Source organism: Actinoplanes lobatus (assembly GCF_014205215.1).
GTDB lineage: Bacteria > Actinomycetota > Actinomycetes > Mycobacteriales > Micromonosporaceae > Actinoplanes > Actinoplanes lobatus.
In genome coordinates, this window is record NZ_JACHNC010000001.1 from 4421337 (window position 1) to 4440539 (window position 19203).

Sequence of the window (19203 nt, forward strand, 5' to 3'; positions counted from 1 at the left end):
CATGCTCCGCCGGATCCTCGCCCTGCCCACCGGCCGGATCGCCGCCGGCATCCTGCTGGCGATCGCGCTGCTCGCCGTCCTCGGCCCGTACCTGGCCCCGCACGACCCCCTGGAGGGTGGCCCGGACATCCTCGCCGGGCCGTCCGGCGCACACTGGCTCGGCACCGACTACCTGGGCCGCGACGTGGTCAGCCGGCTTCTCGACGGCTCCCGGGTCAGCGTCCTCGGCTCGCTCCAGGTTTCCCTGGTCGCGCTGGTCGTCGGTGTGGTCCCGGGCATCCTGTCGGTCTACCTCGGCGCCACCTTCGAATGGGTCACCCTGCGGCTCGCCGACACCCTGATCGCGCTGCCGTTCTTGGTCTTCGCGGTCGCCGTCACCGCCCTGCTGGGCAACGGCATTCCGCAGGCGATGTTCACCGTCGGCATCATGATCTCGCCACTGTTCTACCGGGTGTCCCGGGCCGCCACCCTGGCGGTCGCCCGCTCCCCGTACGTCGAGGCGGCGCTCATCTCCGGCGCCTCGATCGGCTGGGTGGTCCGCCGGCACGTCTGGGGCAAGGTGCTCCCGCCGATCGCGGTCGCCCTGGCCACCACGGCCGGCACCGGCTTCGTCGTGGTGTCCAGCCTGACCTTCCTCGGCATCGGCGTCCAGCCGCCCGCCCCGACCTGGGGTGGCGTGCTGGCGGCCGACCTCGGCTACCTCAGCTTCCGGCCATGGGCGCCGCTCGTCCCCACCGCGCTGATCATGGCCACGGTCTGGGCCTGCAACCTGCTCGCCGACGCCATCCGCGACGTCTCCGGCGAGGCCGGGCGCGCGCTGCTGCTGAAGAGGAGGATCGATGTCTCTGCTCGCGCTTGATCAGGTCCGGATCACCAACAACGCGGACGGCCGGGAACTCGTCAAGGGAGTCTCGTTCACCCTGGAACCCGGTGGGGTCGTCGGCATCGTCGGTGAATCCGGCAGCGGCAAGACGCTGACCTGCCGGGCCGCCCTCGGCATCCTGCCCGAGCACTTCGTGGTCTCCGGCGGGAGCATCGAACTCGACGGTCACGACGTCGCCGCGCTGACCCCGCGACAGTGGACCGGCCTGCGCGGCTCGACGATCAGCGCGGTCTTCCAGGACCCCGCCTCCTACCTCAACCCGTCACTCACCATCGGCTCCCAGATCGCCGAGGTGGCCAAGGTCAAACTCGGTCTCCGCCGACGGGAAGCAAAGATCAAAACCCTTCAACTGCTTGATTCGGTACGCCTACCCGCGGCCGTTTTCGACCAGTACCCCCATGAACTGTCCGGCGGCATGCAGCAGCGTTCCCTGATCGCCGCCGCCATCGCCGCCGAACCCCGGGTGCTGATCGCCGACGAGGCCACCACCGCCCTCGACGTCACCGTGCAGGCCGAGATCCTCGACCTGCTCGCCGAGTTGCGGGAGAGCACCGGCCTGGCCCTGGTCGTGGTGTCGCACGACCTGGCCGTGGTGGCCCGGCTCTGCGAGCAGGTGCTGGTCATGCGCTCCGGCGAGGTGGTCGAGCAGGGGCCGGTCGAGAGGATCCTCTACCGGCCGGAACACGACTACACCCGCCTTCTCATCGAGGAACACGAGTCCTACGGGTTGGAGCGGTACCTTGTCGCTACTTGAGATCAGCGGCCTCGACGTGCACTACCGCCGTCGTACCGGCCGCCTGCACGCCCTGCGCTCGGTCTCGTTCACGATCGGCGCCGGGGAGACCGTCGGCGTGATCGGCGAGACCGGCTCCGGCAAGTCGACCCTCGCCCGTACGATCCTCGGTCTGGTCCGCCCGTCCGCTGGCCGGATCCTGCTGGATGGGTCGGATGTCGCCGCCTTCAGCCCGCGGCAGTGGCGTGAGCTGCGGCGGCGGGGTGTCGTCCAGTACGTCTTCCAGGACCCGCTGCGCAGCCTCGACCCGGACCTCACCATCGGCGACTCGCTGGCCGAGCCGCTGCACATCCGCGGCGGCGTCCCCGACGCCGGCGAGCGGGTCCGGACGATCCTGGCCCGGGTCCGCCTCGACGCCGAACTGCTGGACCGCCTGCCCGGCGAGCTCTCCGGCGGCCAGCGGCAGCGCGTCGCCGTCGCCCGGGCGCTGATCACCGAGCCCCGGCTCGTGCTGCTCGACGAGCCGGTCAGCGCCCTCGACTCGGCCAACCGGGTCCGCGTCCTGGAACTGCTCAAGGAACTGCGCGACGCCGGCACCGCCCTGATGTTCATCTCGCACGACCTCGGCTCCGTCGCCGGCATCACCGACCGGGTCGCCGTCCTCTACCAGGGCGAGATCGTCGAGGACCGGGCCACCCGGGACGTGATCAACAGCCCGGAGCACCCGTACACCCGCAAGCTCATCCGCTCCGTACCGACCCTGCGGCGCGAGGACCGCCGCACACCCGAAGGGATCCCCGCATGACCCGGCAGATCCGGCTGGCCCTCCGCGCGTACGGCGTCGGCGGGCCCGGCCAGCACAGCCTCTGGAAGGACCCGCGGGTCCCGAAGAACGCCAGCATCGACATCGACTGGTACATCGCCCAGGCGAAAGCCGCCGAGCACGCGAAGTTCGACGCGCTGTTCATCGTGGACAGCCAGTTCATCGACGCCACCTACCCGCCGCACTACCTCAACCGGCTGGAACCGCTGACCCTGCTGTCCGCGGTGGCCACCCACACCCGCGACATCGGGCTGGTCGGGACGCTCAGCTCCACCTACAACTCGCCGTTCAACGTGGCCCGCCGGTTCGCCTCGCTCGACCACATCAGCCACGGCCGGGCCGGGTGGAACGTGGTGACCAGCCTCGACTCCGGCACCTCCCGCAACTACGGCCTGGACGAGCACCTCGACTACGCCACCCGGTACGGCCGGGCCCTCGAACACGTCCAGGTGGTGCGAGGGCTGTGGGACTCGTACGAGGACGACGCCTTCCCCGCCGACGTCGAACGGGACCTGTTCGTCGACCCCACCAGGCTGCACGCCCTCGACCACGCCGGCGAGCACTTCCGGGTGGCCGGGCCGCTGAACATCTCCCGCTCCCCGCAGGGCCAGCCGGTGATCTTCCAGGCCGGCGTCTCCGAGGAGGGCCGCAACCTGGCCGCCCACGTGGCCGAGGGCATCTACGCCCCCGGCGGCGACCTGTCCTCCGCCCAGGAGTACTACGCCGACATCAAGCGCCGGGCCCGCGAGGTCGGCCGCGACCCGGACCACGTGCTGATCTTCCTGGGCGCCCAGCCGGTCCTCGGCGCCACCGACGAACAGGCGCACCGGCTGTCCCGGGAGATCTTCGAGGCCGACAACGACTTCCAGCGCAAGCTCGCGCAGTTCGGCCGCAGCTTCGGCGCCCACGACTTCTCCCGGTACGACCTGGACGCACCCTTCCCGGACGTGGCCCACCTGGCCGAGAAGAGCGGCCGCACCCGGGGAGCCGAGATCGTCCGCCGGGCCCGGGAGGAGAGCCTCACCCTGCGCGAGACGGTCCTCGCCTTCACCCAGTACAGGCCGTCGCCGTTCACCGGCGCACCCGACACGGTCGCCGACACCATCGCCGCATGGTTCGAGGCCCGCGCCTACGACGGGCTCAACGTCGGGTTCCGCACCAACGAGGACCTGGAGCGGTTCGTCGCCGACGTGGTCCCGCTGCTCCAGAAACGCGGCCTGTTCCGCACCGAGTACGAGGCCGGAACCCTGCGCGGCAACCTCGGCCTGCCGATCCCCGCCAACCGCTGGACGGTGACACGATGACCTTCCGCCTCGGATTCCTCACCCACGTACAGGGGCGCGGGCCGCTCGGCGAGGCCTACCGCCAGGCCCAGGAGCTGTTCGTGGTCGCCGACGAACTCGGCTTCGACGTCGGCTGGGTCGCCCAGCACCACATTCCGCTGCACGGGGGCGGCCTGTCCTCACCGTGGCCGTTCCTGGCGCACGCCGCCGCGCGTACCAAAAGGATCCGTCTCTCCACCGCCATCACCATCCTGCCGCTGGAGAACCCGGTCCGGGTCGCCGAGGACGTGGCCGTCGTCAACACGCTGAGCGGCGGCCGCGTCGAGATCGGCATCGGCAGCGGCTCCGGCCCGATCGAGTACGCGGCCCTCGGCACCGACTACGAACGCCGCCGCGAGATCACCACCTCGCACTTCGAGATCCTGCGCCGGGCCCTGCGCAACCAGGAGGTCGGCACCGACGGCTTCACCGTTCAGCCGCCGCTCACCGACGACTTCACCGATCGGGTGTGGCAGGCCGTCTTCAGCGGGACCGGAGCCCGGTACGCCGCCGAGGCCGGAGCGAACCTGCTGCTCAACCGGGCCACCTACGGCTACACCGAGAACACCGACGTGGTCCAGCGCGCATGGGCGGACTCCTTCCTGGAATCCTGGAACGAGCCCCGCACCCCACGGATCGGCATCTCCCGGTTCGTCTTCCCGGCCGCCGACAAACGGACCGCCCTCGCCCAGATCTCCGACGGGGTGCTGCGCGCCACCCGGAACTTCGTCGACCGGGGCACCTTCCCGGCCGGTCAGAGCCTCGACGAGTACCTGCGCCGGTTCCACGCCTTCTACGGCCATCCGGACGAGATCGTGGCCGCCTTCCAGCAGGAGCGGGTCCTGCCGGTCGCCACCGACCTGATCACCCAGTTCAACCCGGGCATCCCCGACTTCGACGCGGCGGTCCGCGCACTCGAACTCATCGCCACCGAGGTCGCCCCCGCCCTCGGCTGGAAACCCTCGACAGTTACGGCGGCGTGACATGACGGAACACCTTCCCCCGGCCGGCCTCAACATCCGCGGCACCGTCCTGGTCGTGCCGGGCCGCGGTGAGAGCCCGCTCAGCTACGCCCGCTTCGGCCGCCGCCTGGCCGCCGACGCCTACCACGTCCGGATCCTGCCACCCGGCGCGGCGCATTCACCGGCCGAGCTGGGCGCGGCCCTCACGGCCGCGGTCCACGACCTTCCCACCTCGGTGGTACGCCCACTCGTGCTCGCCGGCTCCGACACCGGCGCGGCCGTCCTCGCCGCCCTGCTCGCCACCCACCCGGAGACCGTTCGGGCCGTGCCCGCTGTTGGTCCGGCGTCCGGTTCGGATGCGGAGGTGGCGGTGCCGTCATCCGTCCTTCCGGCGGCCGGGGCGGATTCGGTTCCGCCCTGGTGGCCGGAGGCAGTCGTGCTGGCCGGGCTGCCCGGTCACGACCGGCGCCACGACGGCGACTGGGAGCAGGAGCTGGACGCACGCTCGCACTGTCCGGTGCATCGCGGGGTGCTGTCCGACGACGCGGCCGTCGTGCGGGGCGCGCTCGCTGCGGCGGCGCCGGCCGAGCTTCTGGATTCGGTGTACGGGAGCGCGTCACCCGTACCCCATCTGCTCCTGGTCGGTGAGACCGACCCGCTCGCCGACCGTGACGCGCTGACGCGGCTGGTGAAAACGTTGCCCGCGGCCCGGCTGTCGGTGGTGCGTGGCGCCCACCACGACGTCCTCAACGACGTCTCGCACCGTTCCGTCGCCGCCGAGGTCGTCTCGTTCCTGGAGGCCGTCCGCGACGGGGTCCCGCCGCGCCCCTTCGTCCGGGCCGAATCCAGCGCCTGGTAGCCGGCCCGATCCGCAGACCCCGGCCCGTCGCCACACGGGCCGGGCCCGGTCGGCACTCACTCTGACCGGCCCGCGGCCCGGCTCGCCAGCACCCGGATTGCCCACTTACCTCCGTAGTGCCGGTCGCGGTGGGCGCGGTCTTCGAGGCCGGTGACCCTGCTGGCCATTCAAGGTAAGCGCGCTACCAGCGAATACTCGCCTAGGGTGCCGTCGGCTCCCGCCCTCTGCGGCCGGTCACGCTGGGTGGGTGGTCACGGTCTTGCTTCCCAGGCATCCGGGTGCCCGCTCTCAGCCGTTGCGCCGGTCACCCACCCGGTGGCTCGCCCACTCCGAAACCCGACCGGCCGGAACTCCGTGTGAGCGAGGGACTCCGTTCACCGGCTCATGTGGAAGACAGAGGTCGCCGGAACAGCACCGAAATACCACGCCCTCCACTCACTCACCGCCATGGTCACGGTGAGTGAGTCCCGGCGGGTTCCCGTGGCACGACCGGCGTCAAGCGCCACCACCCGCCTGGCGTGACTGGCGTGACGGTCGGGAGCGGCATTCCGGGTGGCTGGCAAGCACCACCGCGACCACCCACCCCGGCGCGACCGGCGGCACATGCGGGGGTATCCGGCCGATCTCAGCCCGGCGGGCGCGGCACAGGCCGGAGCGGGCAGCAAGCTCGCGTGGAGCCGGCGGGACGGGGTCACCCGTACCGGATTAGGAGCGGAAGCGAACGTGGACCGCCGGAGTTCTCCAACCGGCTTTGCTTTGAGGCCGTTCGGTGCGGGCCGGGGTCAGGCGGAGCCGGCGTCGTGCCAGAGGTAGGCGGCCAGGCCCAGGGCGGCCACGGCGATCACGATGCGCAGCGGGCGTTCCGGGGTGCGGCGGACCAGGGACGGGCCGATCCAGCTGCCGATCAGGCAGCCGGCGCCGAGCAGCAGGGCGGCGGTCCAGTGGACCGGGGCGACCACCGCGTACAGGACGGCGGCGGCCGCGTTCGACGCGCACAGCACGACGCTCTTCACGGCGTTGCTCACGGCGAGCGGTTCGACCACCGACATCGACAGGACGGCCAGCATGAGTACGCCGGCGGCCGCCCCGAAATAGCCACCGTAGACGCCGATCAGGAACACCGCGAGGCCCAGTGGTGGCTGGGCGAACCGGGCCTTCGGGCGGGTGTACCAGCCGCGCAACCGGTCGCGCAGCAGCAGCACCAGCGCGGCCAGGACGATCAGCAGCGGCACGATCCGTTCGAACACGCCGGCCGTGGTGTTCATCAGCAGGATCGCGCCGGCCGTGCCGCCGAGCAGCGCGTAGCCGCTCTGCCGCAGGATCCGCGGCCCCTGCCCGCGCAGCTCCGTCCGGGAACCGGCGGCCGAGCCGGCGCCACTGGCGAGCAGCCCCACCGAGTTCGTCACGTTCGCGGCGATCGGCGGGAGGCCCACGGCCAGCAGGGTCGGATAGCTGATGAGCGAGGCCAGCCCGGCCATCGACCCGGTCAGCCCGGATCCGACACCGCCGGCCAGCAGCAGAGCAGCATGATCCAATCGCACCCTCAGAGTCTCGCCCGGAACACCCCGTCGATTCGCCGCGGAATGCTGTCGTATCCGTCACGCAGCTCCGGCGGAAGTAGGTCTTCCGGCGCGTTCTGCCAGGTCACCGGGCGCAGGAAGCGGCGGATCGCGGTGGCGCCGACCGAGGAGTGCTGGGTGTTGGTGGCCGGCCACGGGCCGCCGTGATGCTGAGCCCAGGCGACCGCCACGCCGGTGGGGTAGCCGTCGAAGACGAGGCGGCCGGTGTGCGGCCGGAAGCGCCGGGCCAGCTCCGCGGGCAGGGCCGTCTCGCCGGGCCCGCGGTGCACGGTGGCGGTGAGCGACGGCGGGAGCGTGGCGATGGCCGCGAACAGGTCCTCCTCACCGCGGTAGCGGGCGATCACCGAGACCGGCCCGAACCGCTCCTCGACGGCTTCCGGCGGAAGATCGCTCGCCGTGGCGGTGAACAGCAGCGGCACGGCCCGTCGATTGTCGCCGCCGGTGGCGGTGCCCCGCCCGGCATCATGGCTGGTGCCGTTGTGCTGCTCGGCCTCGACGCCAGTGGCGGTGCTGCGCTGGTAGGCGGCGGCGATGCCGGCGTTGAGCAGCACCATCGGGGCCATCTCGGCGATCGCGGCCTGGGCCGCGGCCACGACGGCGTCGCCGTCCGGGCCGTCGGGGACGAACGCGAGGCCGGGTTTCGTGCAGAACTGGCCGGCCCCGAGGGTGAACGAGGCGGCGAACTCGGCGCCGATCCGACCGGCGCGGTCGGCGGCCGCGGCGGGCGTGACCACGACCGGGTTGAGGCTGCTCAGCTCCCCGTGGAACGGGATCGGCTCGGGCCTCTTCTCGATCACCGCGAGCAGGGCCTTGGCCCCGGCCACCGAACCGGTGAAACCGACCGCCCGGATCGCCGGGTGCGCGACCAGGTCGGCGCCCGCCCGCAACCCGTGCACGATGCCGAAGGTGCCGGCGGGCGCGCCGGCCTTGGCGGCGGCCGCGGCCAGGATCTCGTAGCAGAGCTGCGAGGTGGCCGGGTGCGAGTGGTGAGCTTTGAGGACGACCGGGCTGCCGGCCGCGATGGCCGAGGCGGTGTCGCCGCCCGGAACCGAGAAGGCGAGCGGGAAGTTGCTGGCGCCGAAGACGGCGACCGGCCCGATCGGTACGAGCATCCGCCGCAGATCCGGCCGCGGCCCCATCGGTGTGTCCCCGGCGTGGTCGACGGCCGCCTCCAGGTACCCGCCGTCGCGCAGCACCTCGCCGAAGAGCCGCAGCTGGTAGCAGGTGCGGGTCAGTTCGCCGTTGAGCCGAACCGCCCCGAGCGCCGTCTCCCGGTCGGCGACCGCGACGATCCGCTCCCGGTGCTCCTCCAGTGCCGTGGCCAGATCGTCGAGCAGAGCGGCCCGCCCGTCGCGGCCCATCTCCTCCAACGGCCCGGCGGCGGCGAGCGCGGCCGCGCAGATCTCGTCCACCCGGGCCGTTCCGGTCTCCTCGGCGGCGATCTCGACGGTCTCGCCGGTACGCGGGTCGATGCTGGGCACGCTGGTCATGCGGTGACCTCCAGAAAGCCTGGGCAGGATGTCGATGTCGGCGTGGTCGAGGGTCCACCGGTCAGCATCTCACCGGAGGCGACCGCCGTGTCCAGCGCGCGGGCCGCCTAGCGGGAGCGGCGGCACCTGAGGGGGTGGTGGTTCGGCCGGCCTGCCCGGCCACCGATCTGAGCCCGGTGGGCGCGGCACAGGCCGGAGCGGGCAGCGAGATCGCGCCGGACGGACGGGACGGCCGGGGCTTTTGTGGACTGTCCACCGCGTACCGGGGAAAGGGGGTGGGCGGAAGGGGAGGTCCTGGCTGGACCACGTCAGGGGAGGAACAGGGGCATCGCGTCGGTGAGCTGGGCGCGCCAGTGGGGGAGTGGGGCGATGCCCGTTTCGGGCCAGCGGGCGTGGGACAGGACGCTGTAGGCGGGGCGGCGCGCCGGGCGCGGGAAACGGTCGCTCGTGGTGGGGTGGACCCGGCCGGGGTCGAGGCCGGCCTCCTCGAAGACGGCCCGGGCCAGGCCGAACCACGTGGTGGAGCCGGCGGCGGTGCCGTGGTAGGAGCCGGGGGCGGCATCGCCCGCGACGGCGGCGCGGGACAGCGCCACCAACTGCCTCGCCAGGGAGTAGGACCAGGTGGGTGGGCCTTCCTGGTCGTCGACCACGTCCAGGGTGTCGCGGGTGGCGGCCAGGGTGAGCATGGTGCGGACGAAGTTGGGGCCGTGTTCGCCGTAGAGCCAGGCGGTGCGGACCACGTAGCCGCCGGAGTCGAGGACGGCCCGTTCGCCGATCGCCTTGCCGCGGCCGTAGGCGTTGATCGGCGCGTGCGGGGTGTCCTCGGGGATCGGCGTGGTCGCGGAGCCGTCGAAGACGTAGTCGGTGGAGACGTGGATGAGGCGTTTGCCGGCGATGTGCGCGAGGAGCCGGACGGCGAATCCGTTGATCGCGGTGGCGCTCGCCTCGTCGGTCTCGGCGCCGTCGACGTTCGTCCAGGCGGCGGCGTTGAGAACGATGTCGGCGCCGGCCACCGCGTCGCGGACCTCGACCGGGTCGGTGATGTCCAGGTCGGCGCGGGTGGCGGCGACCACCGCGGTCTCGCCGGATTCAGCCAGGACCGTCTGGAGGTCGCGGCCGAGCATGCCACCGGCCCCGGTGATGAGCCAACGGGGCATCAGAGGCCGGCCCGGGACTTGAGGGGTTCCCACCAGGCGCGGTTGTCGCGGTACCAGGCGACCGTCGCGGCCAGACCCGCGTCGAGGGTGATCCGTGGCGAGTAGCCCAGTTCCTCGCTGATCTTGGTGATGTCCAGGGAGTAGCGGCGGTCGTGGCCCTTGCGGTCGGCGACCGGGCGGACCATGTCCCAGCCGGCGCCGCACGCCTCCAGGAGACGCCCGGTCAGTTCGCGGTTGGACAGCTCGGTGCCGCCGCCGATGTGGTAGACCTCGCCGGACCGGCCCTTCTCCAGGACCAGCTGGATGCCGCGGCAGTGGTCGGCGACGTGCAGCCAGTCGCGGACGTTGCCGCCGTCGCCGTAGAGCGGGACCGGTTTGCCGTCCAGCAGGTTGGTGACGAAGAGCGGGATGACCTTCTCCGGGAACTGGTGCGGCCCGTAGTTGTTGGAGCAGCGGGTGACCACCACGTCCATGCCGTGGGTGCGGTGCGCGGCCAGGGCGAGCAGGTCGGAGCCGGCCTTGGAGGCGGCGTACGGCGAGTTCGGCGCGAGTGGCCACGTCTCGGTCCACGAGCCCTCGGCGATCGAGCCGTACACCTCGTCGGTGGAGACGTGCACGAAGCGGCCGACCCCGGCGGCGCGGGCCGCGTCGAGCAGTACCTGGGTGCCGAGCACGTTGGTGGTCACGAACGGGAGCGCGCCCGAAATCGATCGGTCCACGTGTGATTCGGCGGCGAAATGGACGATGGCGTCATGGCCGGGGAGTAGGTCCCGGAGGAGATCAGAATCGGAAATGTCTCCCTCTATGAAACGCAGTCGGGAATCCGACAGTGGGAGGTTGGCACGATTTCCTGAATAGGACAACAGATCCAGAACGGTCACCGATGCACCGGCCATGCCCGGGTACTCGTCCTGCAAGAGGGCCCTGACGTAGGCCGATCCGATGAAACCGGCACCACCGGTCACGAAAATCTGCACGAGTGGCGAGTGTAGACGGTTGGCGGACCCTGATTAGGGTCGCCCGGTGCGCGGAATTCTGCTCGCCGGGGGGACCGGCTCACGGCTGTGGCCCATCACCATGGCGATGTCGAAACAGCTGATGCCCATCTTCGACAAACCGATGATCTACTACCCGCTGTCCACGCTGGTGTCCGCCGGGATCCGCGAGATCCTGGTGATCACGACACCCGAGGACCAGCCGCACTTCCACCGGCTGCTCGGTGACGGGAGCCGGTTCGGCCTGGAGCTGACCTACGCGGTGCAGCCACGGCCGGACGGGATCGCCCAGGCCTTCCGGATCGGCGCCGGCTTCATCGGCGACCAGCCGGTGGCGCTGATCCTGGGCGACAACATCTTCCACGGGCTGGGCGGCTTCACCGAGCCGTCCGGCGGGCGGGTGTTCGCGTACCCGGTGGCCGACCCGGAGCGGTACGGCGTCGTGGAGTTCGACGACGACGGCCGGGTGCTGTCGATCGAGGAGAAGCCCGAGAAGCCCAAGTCGACGTACGTGGTCCCCGGCCTGTACTTCTACGACGCCGACGTGGTGGAGATCGCCGGCCGGCTGGTGCCGAGCGACCGCGGCGAGCTGGAGATCACCGCGGTGAACGAGGAGTACCTGCGCCAGGGCCGGCTCGACGTGACGGTGCTGGACCGGGGCACCGTGTGGCTGGACACCGGCACGTTCCAGTCGATGGTGCAGGCGTCCGAGTACGTCCGGGTGATCGAGGAGCGGCAGGGCCTGAAGATCGGCTGTGTCGAGGAGGCGGCCTGGCGGGCCGGGTTCATCTCCGATGATCAGCTGCGTGAGCTGGCCGGTCCGCTGCTGAAGAGCGGGTACGGGCAGTATCTTGTCCGGCTGTTGGACGGGGGCCTGCGATGAGGATCCGCCCGCTGGGCATCGAGGGCGCCTTCGAGGTCACCCCGGTGCAGCACGGCGACGACCGGGGCCGTTTCCTGGAGTGGTACCGGTTCGACGCGCTGGCCGAGGCGGTCGGGCATCCGCTGGACCTGGCCCAGGCCAACCTGTCGACGTCGGCGCGCGGTGTGGTCCGCGGCATCCACTTCGCCGACGTGCCCCCGGGTCAGGCGAAGTACGTGACGTGTGTGTCCGGCGCGGTGCTCGACGTGATCGTGGACATCCGTGTCGGATCGCCGACGTTCGGCTCCTGGGAGGCGGTCCGGCTGGACGATGAGGACCGGCGCGCCGTCTATCTGGCCGAGGGGCTGGGGCACGGGTTCTGCGCCCTGACCGAGGGGGCTACGGTGGCGTACCTGTGCTCGTCCACCTACCGTCCGGGCCACGAGCACGGGATTCATCCGCTTGATCCGGAACTCGGGATTGCCTGGCCGGTGGGGGAGCCCGTACTGTCCGCCAAGGACGCCGCCGCGCCGGATCTGGGGGAGGCGGGCGCGAAAGGTTTGCTGCCGCGTTACGACGCCTGTAACAGTTTTGTCGAAACATTGCGTCGGATTGACGACAGTCGATAACCGCGAATGCCGGATAGTCCGAGTTGGACAGCTTCCTACGTATCGGTTCCCGGCATCATCCGAATCGCCATTTCCGTCGAACGTAAAGCTGTAGCGCGGGCCTGGGGGCATTGAGAGTCTGTCTCATGTGTCCCGTGGGTTTCGTCCATGGGAAGTTCCGGGGCGTCCGAGCGCACGGATTAGTGGATCATGAGTCCAACGCAGTGTGGGGGCAAGGCGTGCAGACAATTGAATCCGTGGAGACCGTCGATCTCGCGGCGACGGCTTCGCAGCTCAAGGCCCGCTCCAAGGCCAGTGCGGCCCGGAGCGGATGGCAGAGCCGGTATGCCTGGACCCTCTACCTCATCGACGTCGCGGTCGGCCTCAGCGCTGCCATCGGGGCGCTGCTGCTGCGGTTCGGCGCCTCCGGGGTCGATCCGCACCAGCGTGATTACCTGCTGTTGACCCTGCTATTACCGATCGCATGGGTGGCGTGCCTCGCCATCAACAGAGCGTACGAGCCCCGTCACCTCTTCGTAGGGACCGAGGAGTACGCCCGGGTATTCCGCGCCGGATTGGCGTTGACCGCCGCTCTGGCCATTGTCTCCTTCGCGTTCGATCTGCGTTTGGCCCGCGGTTATGTGAGCATCGCGATGCCGCTCGCCATCCTGGTCGACCTCGGCGCCCGCTACGTCTACCGGCAGCGCCTGCACCGGTCCTGGGCCCGCGGCCGGCATCTCAACCGGGTGGTGCTGGTCGGCCACGAGCGGGCCGTCATCGACATGACCCGCCGGCTGAGCCGCGAGCGCTACCACGGCCTCGGCGTGATCGGCGCCTGCCTGCCGCCCGGCCCGGCCCGCACCGCCGCCACCCCGGGCCTGCCTCCGCTGTACGGGACGTTCGACGACGTCGCCACGGCGGTCGCCCGCTCCGACGCCGACACCGTCATCGTGCTCTCCTGCCCGGAGATCGACGGGCCCGCGCTGCGCCGCCTCGCCTGGAAGCTGGAGCGCGACGACGTCGACCTGATCGTGGCCAGCACCCTGGTCGACGTGGCCGGCGACCGCACCACCATCCGCCCGGTCGACGGCCTGCCGATGCTGCACGTCGAGCACCCACGGCTCAAGGGCAGCGCCCGCGCGGTCAAGGAGATCTTCGACCGGGTCGGCGCCATGCTGCTGCTGTTGCTCGCCTCGCCGGTGCTGGCGACGGTCGCCGCCCTGGTCCGGTTCCTGCCCGGCGGCCGTGGCCCGGCCATCTTCGAGCAGGAGCGGGTCGGCAAGGACGGCCGCCTGTTCACGCTGTACAAGTTCCGCACCATGCAGGTCGACGCCGAGGCCCGCCTCTTCGAGCTGGGCGACCTCAACGACACCGACGGCGCGCTGTTCAAGATGCGGCAGGACCCGCGGATCACGCCGATCGGCCGCTGGCTGCGCCGGTTCTCCGTCGACGAGCTGCCCCAGCTGCTGAACGTGGTGAAGGGCGACATGTCACTGGTCGGCCCACGCCCGCCGCTGGCCAAGGAGGTCGCCGACTACCCGGCCGACATGCGCCGCCGGCTCGTGGTGAAACCCGGCCTCACCGGCCTGTGGCAGGTCTCCGGACGGTCCGACCTGTCCTGGGAGGAGTCGATCCGGCTCGACCTCACCTACGTCGAGAACTGGTCGCTCGCGATGGATCTGGCCATCCTCTTCCGTACCGTGAGCGCGGTGGTGCGCAGTTCGGGGGCGTACTGATGAGGCTCACCGTCATCGGCACCGGCTATCTCGGCGCCACCCACGCCATCTGCATGGCCGTCATGGGCCACGACGTCCTCGGCGTCGACGTCGACACCACCAAGATCGAGAAGCTGGCCTCCGGCCAGGTGCCGTTCTTCGAGCCCGGCCTGCCCGAGCTGCTCAGCAAGGCGCTGGACTCCGGCCGGCTGCGGTTCACCACCTCGTTCGCCGAGGCCGGCGCCTTCGGCGACGTGCATTTCATCTGCGTGGGCACGCCCCAGCAGGCGGATTCCGAGGCCGCCGACCTGACGTACGTGGACGCGGCCGTCACCGTGCTCGCGCCCTACCTGCGCCGCCGCACCCTGGTGGTCGGCAAGTCCACCGTCCCGGTCGGCACGGCGGCCCGCCTCGCCGGGCTGCTGCGCGAGCTGGCCCCGGCCGGGGACGAGGCGGAGCTGGCGTGGAACCCGGAGTTCCTGCGTGAGGGCTTCGCCGTCGACGACACGATGCGGCCCGACCGGCTCGTCTTCGGGGTCACCTCGGCGTGGGCCGAAGAGCGCCTGCGCGACGCCTTCGAGCCGGTGCTCGCCCAGGACGTGCCGGTGAAGGTGACCGACCTCCAGACCGCCGAGCTGGTGAAGGTGGCGGCCAACTCCTTCCTGGCCACCAAGATCTCCTACATCAACGCGATGGCCGAGATCTGCGAGGCCACCGGCGCCGACGTGCACGACCTGGCCGAGGCGCTGGCCTACGACGACCGGATCGGCGGCCGGTTCCTGCGGCCCGGGCTCGGGTTCGGCGGCGGCTGCCTGCCCAAGGACATCCGGGCGTTCGCGTACCGGGCCGAGGAGCTCGGGGTCGGCCAGGCGGTCGGGTTCCTGCGCGAGATCGACGGCATCAACCGGCGACGGCGCGCCCGTACCGTGGATCTGGTCGTGGAGATCTGCGGCGGTGACGTGGCCGGAAAGCGGGTGGCCGCGCTGGGCGCCGCGTTCAAGCCGAACTCCGACGACATCCGCGACGCGCCCGCCCTCGACGTGGCCGAGCGGCTGCGGGCCGCCGGCGCCACGGTGGTCGTCTACGACCCCGCCGCCCTGGAGAGCGCCCGGCGCGCGCACCCCGGCCTGGAGTACTCGACAAGCGCCCTGGACGCGGCCCGCGGCGCCGACGTCGTGGTGCTGCTGACCGAATGGAACGAGTTCCGCGAGATCGAGCCGTCCGCGATGGCCGCCGTGGTCCGCCACCGCAAGATCGTCGACGGCCGGCACGCGCTCGACCCGGCCGGCTGGCGGGCCGCCGGCTGGGAGTACCGGGCACTCGGCCGGCCCACCGTGGCACCCCTCGAAAAGGAGCACCGCAAGTGAACAGCACGGAGACGGTCGCGGTCGTCGTCGTCACGTACAACAGCGAGCGCCTGCTCGCCGACCTGCTCTCCTCGCTCGGGCCCGGCCTCGACGGCGTCGACTGGCACCTGACCGTCGCCGACAACGACTCGGCCGACGACACGGTGGCCACGCTGCGGCGGCTGGCGCCGGACGCCACCGTCGTCGAGATGGGCCGTAACGCGGGCTACGCGGCCGGCATCAACGCCGCCGTCGCCAAGTCCGGCCCGTTCACCGCGGTGCTCGTGCTCAACCCCGACGTCCGGCTGACCCCCGGCTGCATCCGGGCGCTGCTCGGTGTCCTGCGTACCGAGGGGACCGGCATCGCCGTACCCCTGCTGCTCGACGGTGACGGCGAGCTCATCGAGACCATGCGCCGCGAGCCGGCGGTGCGCCGCATCCTCGGCGACGCGTTCCTCGGCGCCGGCCGGGCCGGCCGGATCCCGGCCCTCGGCGAGGTCGTCACCGACCCGCGCCGCTACCGGGCCGAGACCGTCACCGACTGGGCCGAGGGCTCCACCATGCTGATCAGCGCGGAGTGCTGGGAGGCGATCGCGCCCTGGGACGAGTCGTTCTTCCTCTACTCCGAGGAGACCGACTTCGCCCTGCGCGCCGGCGACGCGGGATTCGTCACCCGGTTCACCCCGGCGGTCCACGCCGTCCACCTGGAAGGCGACTCGCGGGTCTCGCCGGCGCTATGGGCGCTGCTCAGCGTCAACCGGGTGCGTCTCTACAGCCGCCGCCACAACCGGCTGCTCGCGATCGCCTTCTGGGCGGCGCTGCTGCTGCGGGAGGGCAGCCGCGCGCTGCTCGGCAAGGCGCCCAGCCGGCGCGCGGTCCGCTCCCTGGTGAGCCCGGCCCGTCTCCGGGAGACCCCGGGCCCGCACACCGTCCACGGCCGCGCCTCAGCGTAGCCGTTTGATCACACCGACGGTCTCCAGCTTGAGGCGGGACATCGGGGACGGGCCCTGGAGCGCCTCGGTGCGCAGAGAGCCCGGGGTGTCGTCGTTGCGGACCGTGTAGCGGGGCTGCAGCCACTGCAGGGCACGGGCGGGGCGGCGGTCGCTGGTGAAGACGCGGGTGTAGCCGAGGCGCCGCATGCGGGCGAGAAGCGTGCGGTCGTAGCGGCCGAGCGGGCACGCCGCCGTCGACACATCGGCGCCGACCACCTCGGTGAGGCGCTCGCGGGCGGTGACCAGCTCCTCGTCGGCCGCGGCCGGGTCCAGGCCCCGCCACGGAATGTGCCGCATGCCGTGCGTGCCGACGGTCATGCCGCTGCGGTGCAGCAGCCGGACCTCCTCCGGGCCGAGGCTGCCGGGGCTGTCGAGCCGGCCGGCGAGGACGAAGAAGTCGGCGGTCAGGCCACGCCGGAGCAGCGCGGGCAGGCCGATCCCGACATCCGAGGTGTTGCTGTCGTCGAAGCTGATCCGCAGTCCGGGCCAGTCGCGGATCTCGTCGAGGACGGCGCCGAACAGTTCCTCGCTGATCCAGTACCGGTCCTCACCGGGCTCGAGCTCCCGCTGCGGGGTGCCGATGCCGTGGAAGCAGACGTTGATGACCGAGTCGTTAGCCATGATTCCCTAGGAGTCGGATTGCCGGGAGGATTCGTCGCGGCCCCATGCGGCGCCACCGTCACCGGCCCGTTTCGCGGCGACCGCCGCCAGCACGGTGATCGCCACGTAGCAGAGCGCCGCGGGAGCCAGCCACGGCCGTGGCACGACGACGTCGCGCAGCCAGGAGGACCGGTCCGCGGACCGGACCGGCACGGTGATCTCCCCGCGGGCCGCCGCCGCGCGCATCGCGGCGTTGCCGCCGCGGACCCGGACCAGGCGGCGGATCAGGTCGCCGGTGCGGCGCGGGGTGGCGACCTTCGAGGTGTACGCCGTGACGTGCGCCTTCTCCTCGCGGGTGAACTGCGAGTCGAGGAAGAGGTCGTCGGCGACCAGGTCGGGGAACCGGCCGAACCGGGCCCGCCCCTTCTCCGACAGCGCCACCACGCCCCGCCCGAACAGGCCGTCGCGCAGCACCGGCAGCCGCCCATGGATCGCGTAGTAGGCGCGCACCGCCGGCGGCCGCCCGGAGACGTCGAGCTCCCGGCCGACCGTGGCGGCCGGCGCGGTCTCCAGGGCCGCGGTCAGGGACCGCACCGCGGCGGTGGTCAGCACCACGTCGGCGTCCAGGTAGACACGCGGGAACCCGGCGGCGGCCTCGTCACCGGCGTTGAGGGCCGGGGACTTCCCGGCGGTCGCCAGGTCGATGACGCGTACGCCCGGGCGGCTCCGGGCGACCGCGACGGTGTCGTCGGTGCACCCGTTGGCGACCACGGTGATGTCGAACTCGCCGGGCCGCGCGTCGCTCAGCAGCGCGTCCAGGCAGCGCCCGATCACCGCCGCCTCGTTGTGTGCGGCGATGACGATGCTGGTCATCCCCGCTTCTCCGGGGCCGGTTCGGTGCTGCCGGTGCGCTGCCGGGGGATGCGGGCGCCGCTCGTGGGCGGCGGCAGGCGCTTGGCGAGCAGCCGCCGGAACACCGCGGCGTACGGGCCGGCCTGGTGCTCCCAGGACAGCAGGCTCAGGAACCGCTCGCGGCCCAGCTTGCGCATCCGCTGACGCCGCGCGGGGTCGTCGAGCAGCTCGTCGACGGCCTCGGCGAACTCCTCGGGGGCGCCGGTCGGCACGTAGACGCCGGCGTCACCGAGGGTGCGGCGGGTCTCGGTCAGGTCGGCCGCGATCACCGGAAGCCCGCGGCCCACGTACTCGACGGTCTTCGCCATGGTCGACAGGTCGTTCATCCGGGTCGGCAGGTCCGGCTGGACCGCGATGACCGCCTCACGCAGCAGCTCGTCGACGGCCGGGCCGTCGAGCCAGCCGGTGAACTCGACCACGTCGTCGACCTTGCGCTCGGTGGCGAGGCGGCGTACCGACGGCATGCTCTCGCCGTCACCGGCCAGGATCATCCGCCAGCCGGTGCGGCCCCGACGGCGGGTCAGTTCCTCGGCGGCCAGCACGACGCCCTCGACGTTGTCCTGCGGGCCGAAGACACCGAGGTAGACGACGTTCAGCACGCCGTCGGCGGGGGTGACCTCGTCGGGTTCGCCGGTGATCTCCCGGCCGGCCGGGCCGTTGCGGACCACGGTCACCTTCTCCGGCCGTACGCCGCGGCGGACCGCGTTGTCCTTGAACGACTCGTTGGTGGCGACCACCTCGGTCGCCGTGCGCAGGGTGAGCCACTCCATCGCGACCAGGACCCGGGTGACCCACCGGTTGGGCTCCCGGGCGATGCCGTCGCTGCCGACCCGGGACGCGTAGACCTCCGGGCACAGGTCGTGGTGGTCGAAGACCCACGGCCGGCCGAGGGCGCGCAGCAGCAGGGCGAGCGGCCAGTAGACGTCCGGCGGGTTGCAGACCTGGACGGCGTGCGCGCGCCCGGCCAGGACCTCGCCGATCAGGCGGACCGCGATGCAGAGGAAGGACCAGGCGAACTCGACGGCGAAGGTCAGCACGCCACTGCCGTAGACCTTCACCGGGTACGGCCTGAGCCGGGTGTTCCGGCTGCCCGGCAGCACGCGCAGGCTCTTGTCACCGCGTGGCGCGATGACGGTCACCTCGAATCCCGCGGCCTCCAGGGTCAGGCACTCACGGATCACCCGGCGGTCGCGCTCGGCCGGCAGATTGGCGATGAGGATGGTGATGTGCGGGTTTCGGGCCATCGACGTGTTCGTCTCCTTCGAAGTCCGCGACGACAGTGCCGTGTGGACACTCGGCGGAGCAACCGGCTGTCCGGCCGGGGCTGAGTCATCCTTTCACCGGCGGCAAGCCATAGACCGACA

18 protein-coding genes are annotated in these 19203 nt (G+C 71.8%); 11 read left to right on the forward strand and 7 right to left on the reverse strand.

Annotated elements, in window-relative coordinates; genetic code table 11:
• Position 1 precedes the first annotated feature (1 nt).
• Genes BJ964_RS20465 through BJ964_RS20490 form a run of 6 tightly spaced genes read left to right on the forward strand, consistent with a single transcriptional unit; the run spans position 2 to position 5582 of the window.
• Positions 2 to 859: an ABC transporter permease gene (locus BJ964_RS20465; RefSeq protein ID WP_188122162.1), complete on the forward strand. Its 858-nt coding sequence runs from the start codon at positions 2 to 4 to the stop codon at positions 857 to 859.
• Positions 840 to 1637, forward strand: coding sequence for an ABC transporter ATP-binding protein (locus BJ964_RS20470; protein WP_188122163.1), 798 nt, complete (start codon positions 840 to 842; stop codon positions 1635 to 1637). Before BJ964_RS20465 ends, BJ964_RS20470 begins: the two co-directional genes overlap by 20 nt.
• Positions 1624 to 2421 carry an ABC transporter ATP-binding protein gene (locus tag BJ964_RS20475; protein WP_188122164.1) on the forward strand — a complete coding sequence of 266 codons (798 nt, stop codon included), beginning with the start codon at positions 1624 to 1626 and terminating at the stop codon, positions 2419 to 2421. The genes BJ964_RS20470 and BJ964_RS20475 overlap by 14 nt, the downstream gene beginning before the upstream one ends.
• On the forward strand, positions 2418 to 3743 hold the full coding sequence (locus BJ964_RS20480; RefSeq protein WP_188122165.1) for an NtaA/DmoA family FMN-dependent monooxygenase: 1326 nt from the start codon (positions 2418 to 2420) through the stop codon (positions 3741 to 3743). The genes BJ964_RS20475 and BJ964_RS20480 overlap by 4 nt, the downstream gene beginning before the upstream one ends.
• On the forward strand, positions 3740 to 4744 hold the full coding sequence (locus tag BJ964_RS20485) for an LLM class flavin-dependent oxidoreductase (protein ID WP_188122166.1): 1005 nt from the start codon (positions 3740 to 3742) through the stop codon (positions 4742 to 4744). The genes BJ964_RS20480 and BJ964_RS20485 overlap by 4 nt, the downstream gene beginning before the upstream one ends.
• A gap of 1 nt (position 4745) precedes the next feature.
• Positions 4746 to 5582, forward strand: a complete 837-nt coding sequence (locus BJ964_RS20490; RefSeq protein ID WP_188122167.1) for an alpha/beta hydrolase — start codon at positions 4746 to 4748, stop codon at positions 5580 to 5582.
• Between the two features lie 782 nt (positions 5583 to 6364).
• Here the strand turns inward: BJ964_RS20490 and BJ964_RS20495 are convergent.
• From BJ964_RS20495 to rfbB, 4 genes are all read right to left on the reverse strand, one after another.
• Positions 6365 to 7123, reverse strand: a complete 759-nt coding sequence (locus BJ964_RS20495; protein ID WP_188122168.1) for a sulfite exporter TauE/SafE family protein — start codon at positions 7121 to 7123, stop codon at positions 6365 to 6367.
• A gap of 2 nt (positions 7124 to 7125) precedes the next feature.
• Positions 7126 to 8652 carry an aldehyde dehydrogenase family protein gene (locus BJ964_RS20500; RefSeq protein WP_188122169.1) on the reverse strand — a complete coding sequence of 509 codons (1527 nt, stop codon included), beginning with the start codon at positions 8650 to 8652 and terminating at the stop codon, positions 7126 to 7128.
• Between the two features lie 308 nt (positions 8653 to 8960).
• Positions 8961 to 9809 carry a dTDP-4-dehydrorhamnose reductase gene (gene rfbD, locus BJ964_RS20505; protein WP_188122170.1) on the reverse strand — a complete coding sequence of 283 codons (849 nt, stop codon included), beginning with the start codon at positions 9807 to 9809 and terminating at the stop codon, positions 8961 to 8963.
• On the reverse strand, positions 9809 to 10786 hold the full coding sequence (gene rfbB, locus BJ964_RS20510) for a dTDP-glucose 4,6-dehydratase (RefSeq protein WP_188122171.1): 978 nt from the start codon (positions 10784 to 10786) through the stop codon (positions 9809 to 9811). The genes rfbD and rfbB overlap by 1 nt, the downstream gene beginning before the upstream one ends.
• A 46-nt stretch (positions 10787 to 10832) precedes the next feature.
• Between rfbB and rfbA the strand changes: the two genes are divergently transcribed.
• From rfbA to BJ964_RS20535, 5 genes are all read left to right on the forward strand, one after another.
• The gene (gene rfbA / locus BJ964_RS20515) at positions 10833 to 11687 is read left to right on the forward strand and encodes a glucose-1-phosphate thymidylyltransferase RfbA (RefSeq protein ID WP_188122172.1); all 855 of its coding nucleotides are present in this window, start codon (positions 10833 to 10835) and stop codon (positions 11685 to 11687) included.
• On the forward strand, positions 11684 to 12295 hold the full coding sequence (locus tag BJ964_RS20520) for a dTDP-4-dehydrorhamnose 3,5-epimerase family protein (protein WP_188122173.1): 612 nt from the start codon (positions 11684 to 11686) through the stop codon (positions 12293 to 12295). The genes rfbA and BJ964_RS20520 overlap by 4 nt, the downstream gene beginning before the upstream one ends.
• Positions 12296 to 12531: 236 nt before the next feature.
• On the forward strand, positions 12532 to 14010 hold the full coding sequence (locus tag BJ964_RS20525) for a sugar transferase (protein ID WP_229807410.1): 1479 nt from the start codon (positions 12532 to 12534) through the stop codon (positions 14008 to 14010).
• On the forward strand, positions 14010 to 15356 hold the full coding sequence (locus tag BJ964_RS20530; RefSeq protein ID WP_188122175.1) for a UDP-glucose dehydrogenase family protein: 1347 nt from the start codon (positions 14010 to 14012) through the stop codon (positions 15354 to 15356). The genes BJ964_RS20525 and BJ964_RS20530 overlap by 1 nt, the downstream gene beginning before the upstream one ends.
• On the forward strand, positions 15353 to 16288 hold the full coding sequence (locus tag BJ964_RS20535; protein ID WP_188122176.1) for a glycosyltransferase: 936 nt from the start codon (positions 15353 to 15355) through the stop codon (positions 16286 to 16288). The genes BJ964_RS20530 and BJ964_RS20535 overlap by 4 nt, the downstream gene beginning before the upstream one ends.
• On the opposite strand, the gene BJ964_RS20540 is transcribed toward BJ964_RS20535, so the two are convergent.
• Genes BJ964_RS20540 through BJ964_RS20550 form a run of 3 tightly spaced genes read right to left on the reverse strand, consistent with a single transcriptional unit; the run spans position 16280 to position 19083 of the window.
• Positions 16280 to 16948, reverse strand: a complete 669-nt coding sequence (locus BJ964_RS20540; RefSeq protein WP_188122177.1) for a polysaccharide deacetylase family protein — start codon at positions 16946 to 16948, stop codon at positions 16280 to 16282. The genes BJ964_RS20535 and BJ964_RS20540 overlap by 9 nt on opposite strands.
• 6 nt (positions 16949 to 16954) lie before the next feature.
• Complete coding sequence (locus tag BJ964_RS20545; RefSeq protein WP_188122178.1) at positions 16955 to 17800, reverse strand: glycosyltransferase; 846 nt, start codon at positions 17798 to 17800, stop codon at positions 16955 to 16957.
• On the reverse strand, positions 17797 to 19083 hold the full coding sequence (locus BJ964_RS20550; RefSeq protein ID WP_188122179.1) for a glycosyltransferase family 4 protein: 1287 nt from the start codon (positions 19081 to 19083) through the stop codon (positions 17797 to 17799). Before BJ964_RS20550 ends, BJ964_RS20545 begins: the two co-directional genes overlap by 4 nt.
• Positions 19084 to 19203 lie beyond the last annotated feature (120 nt).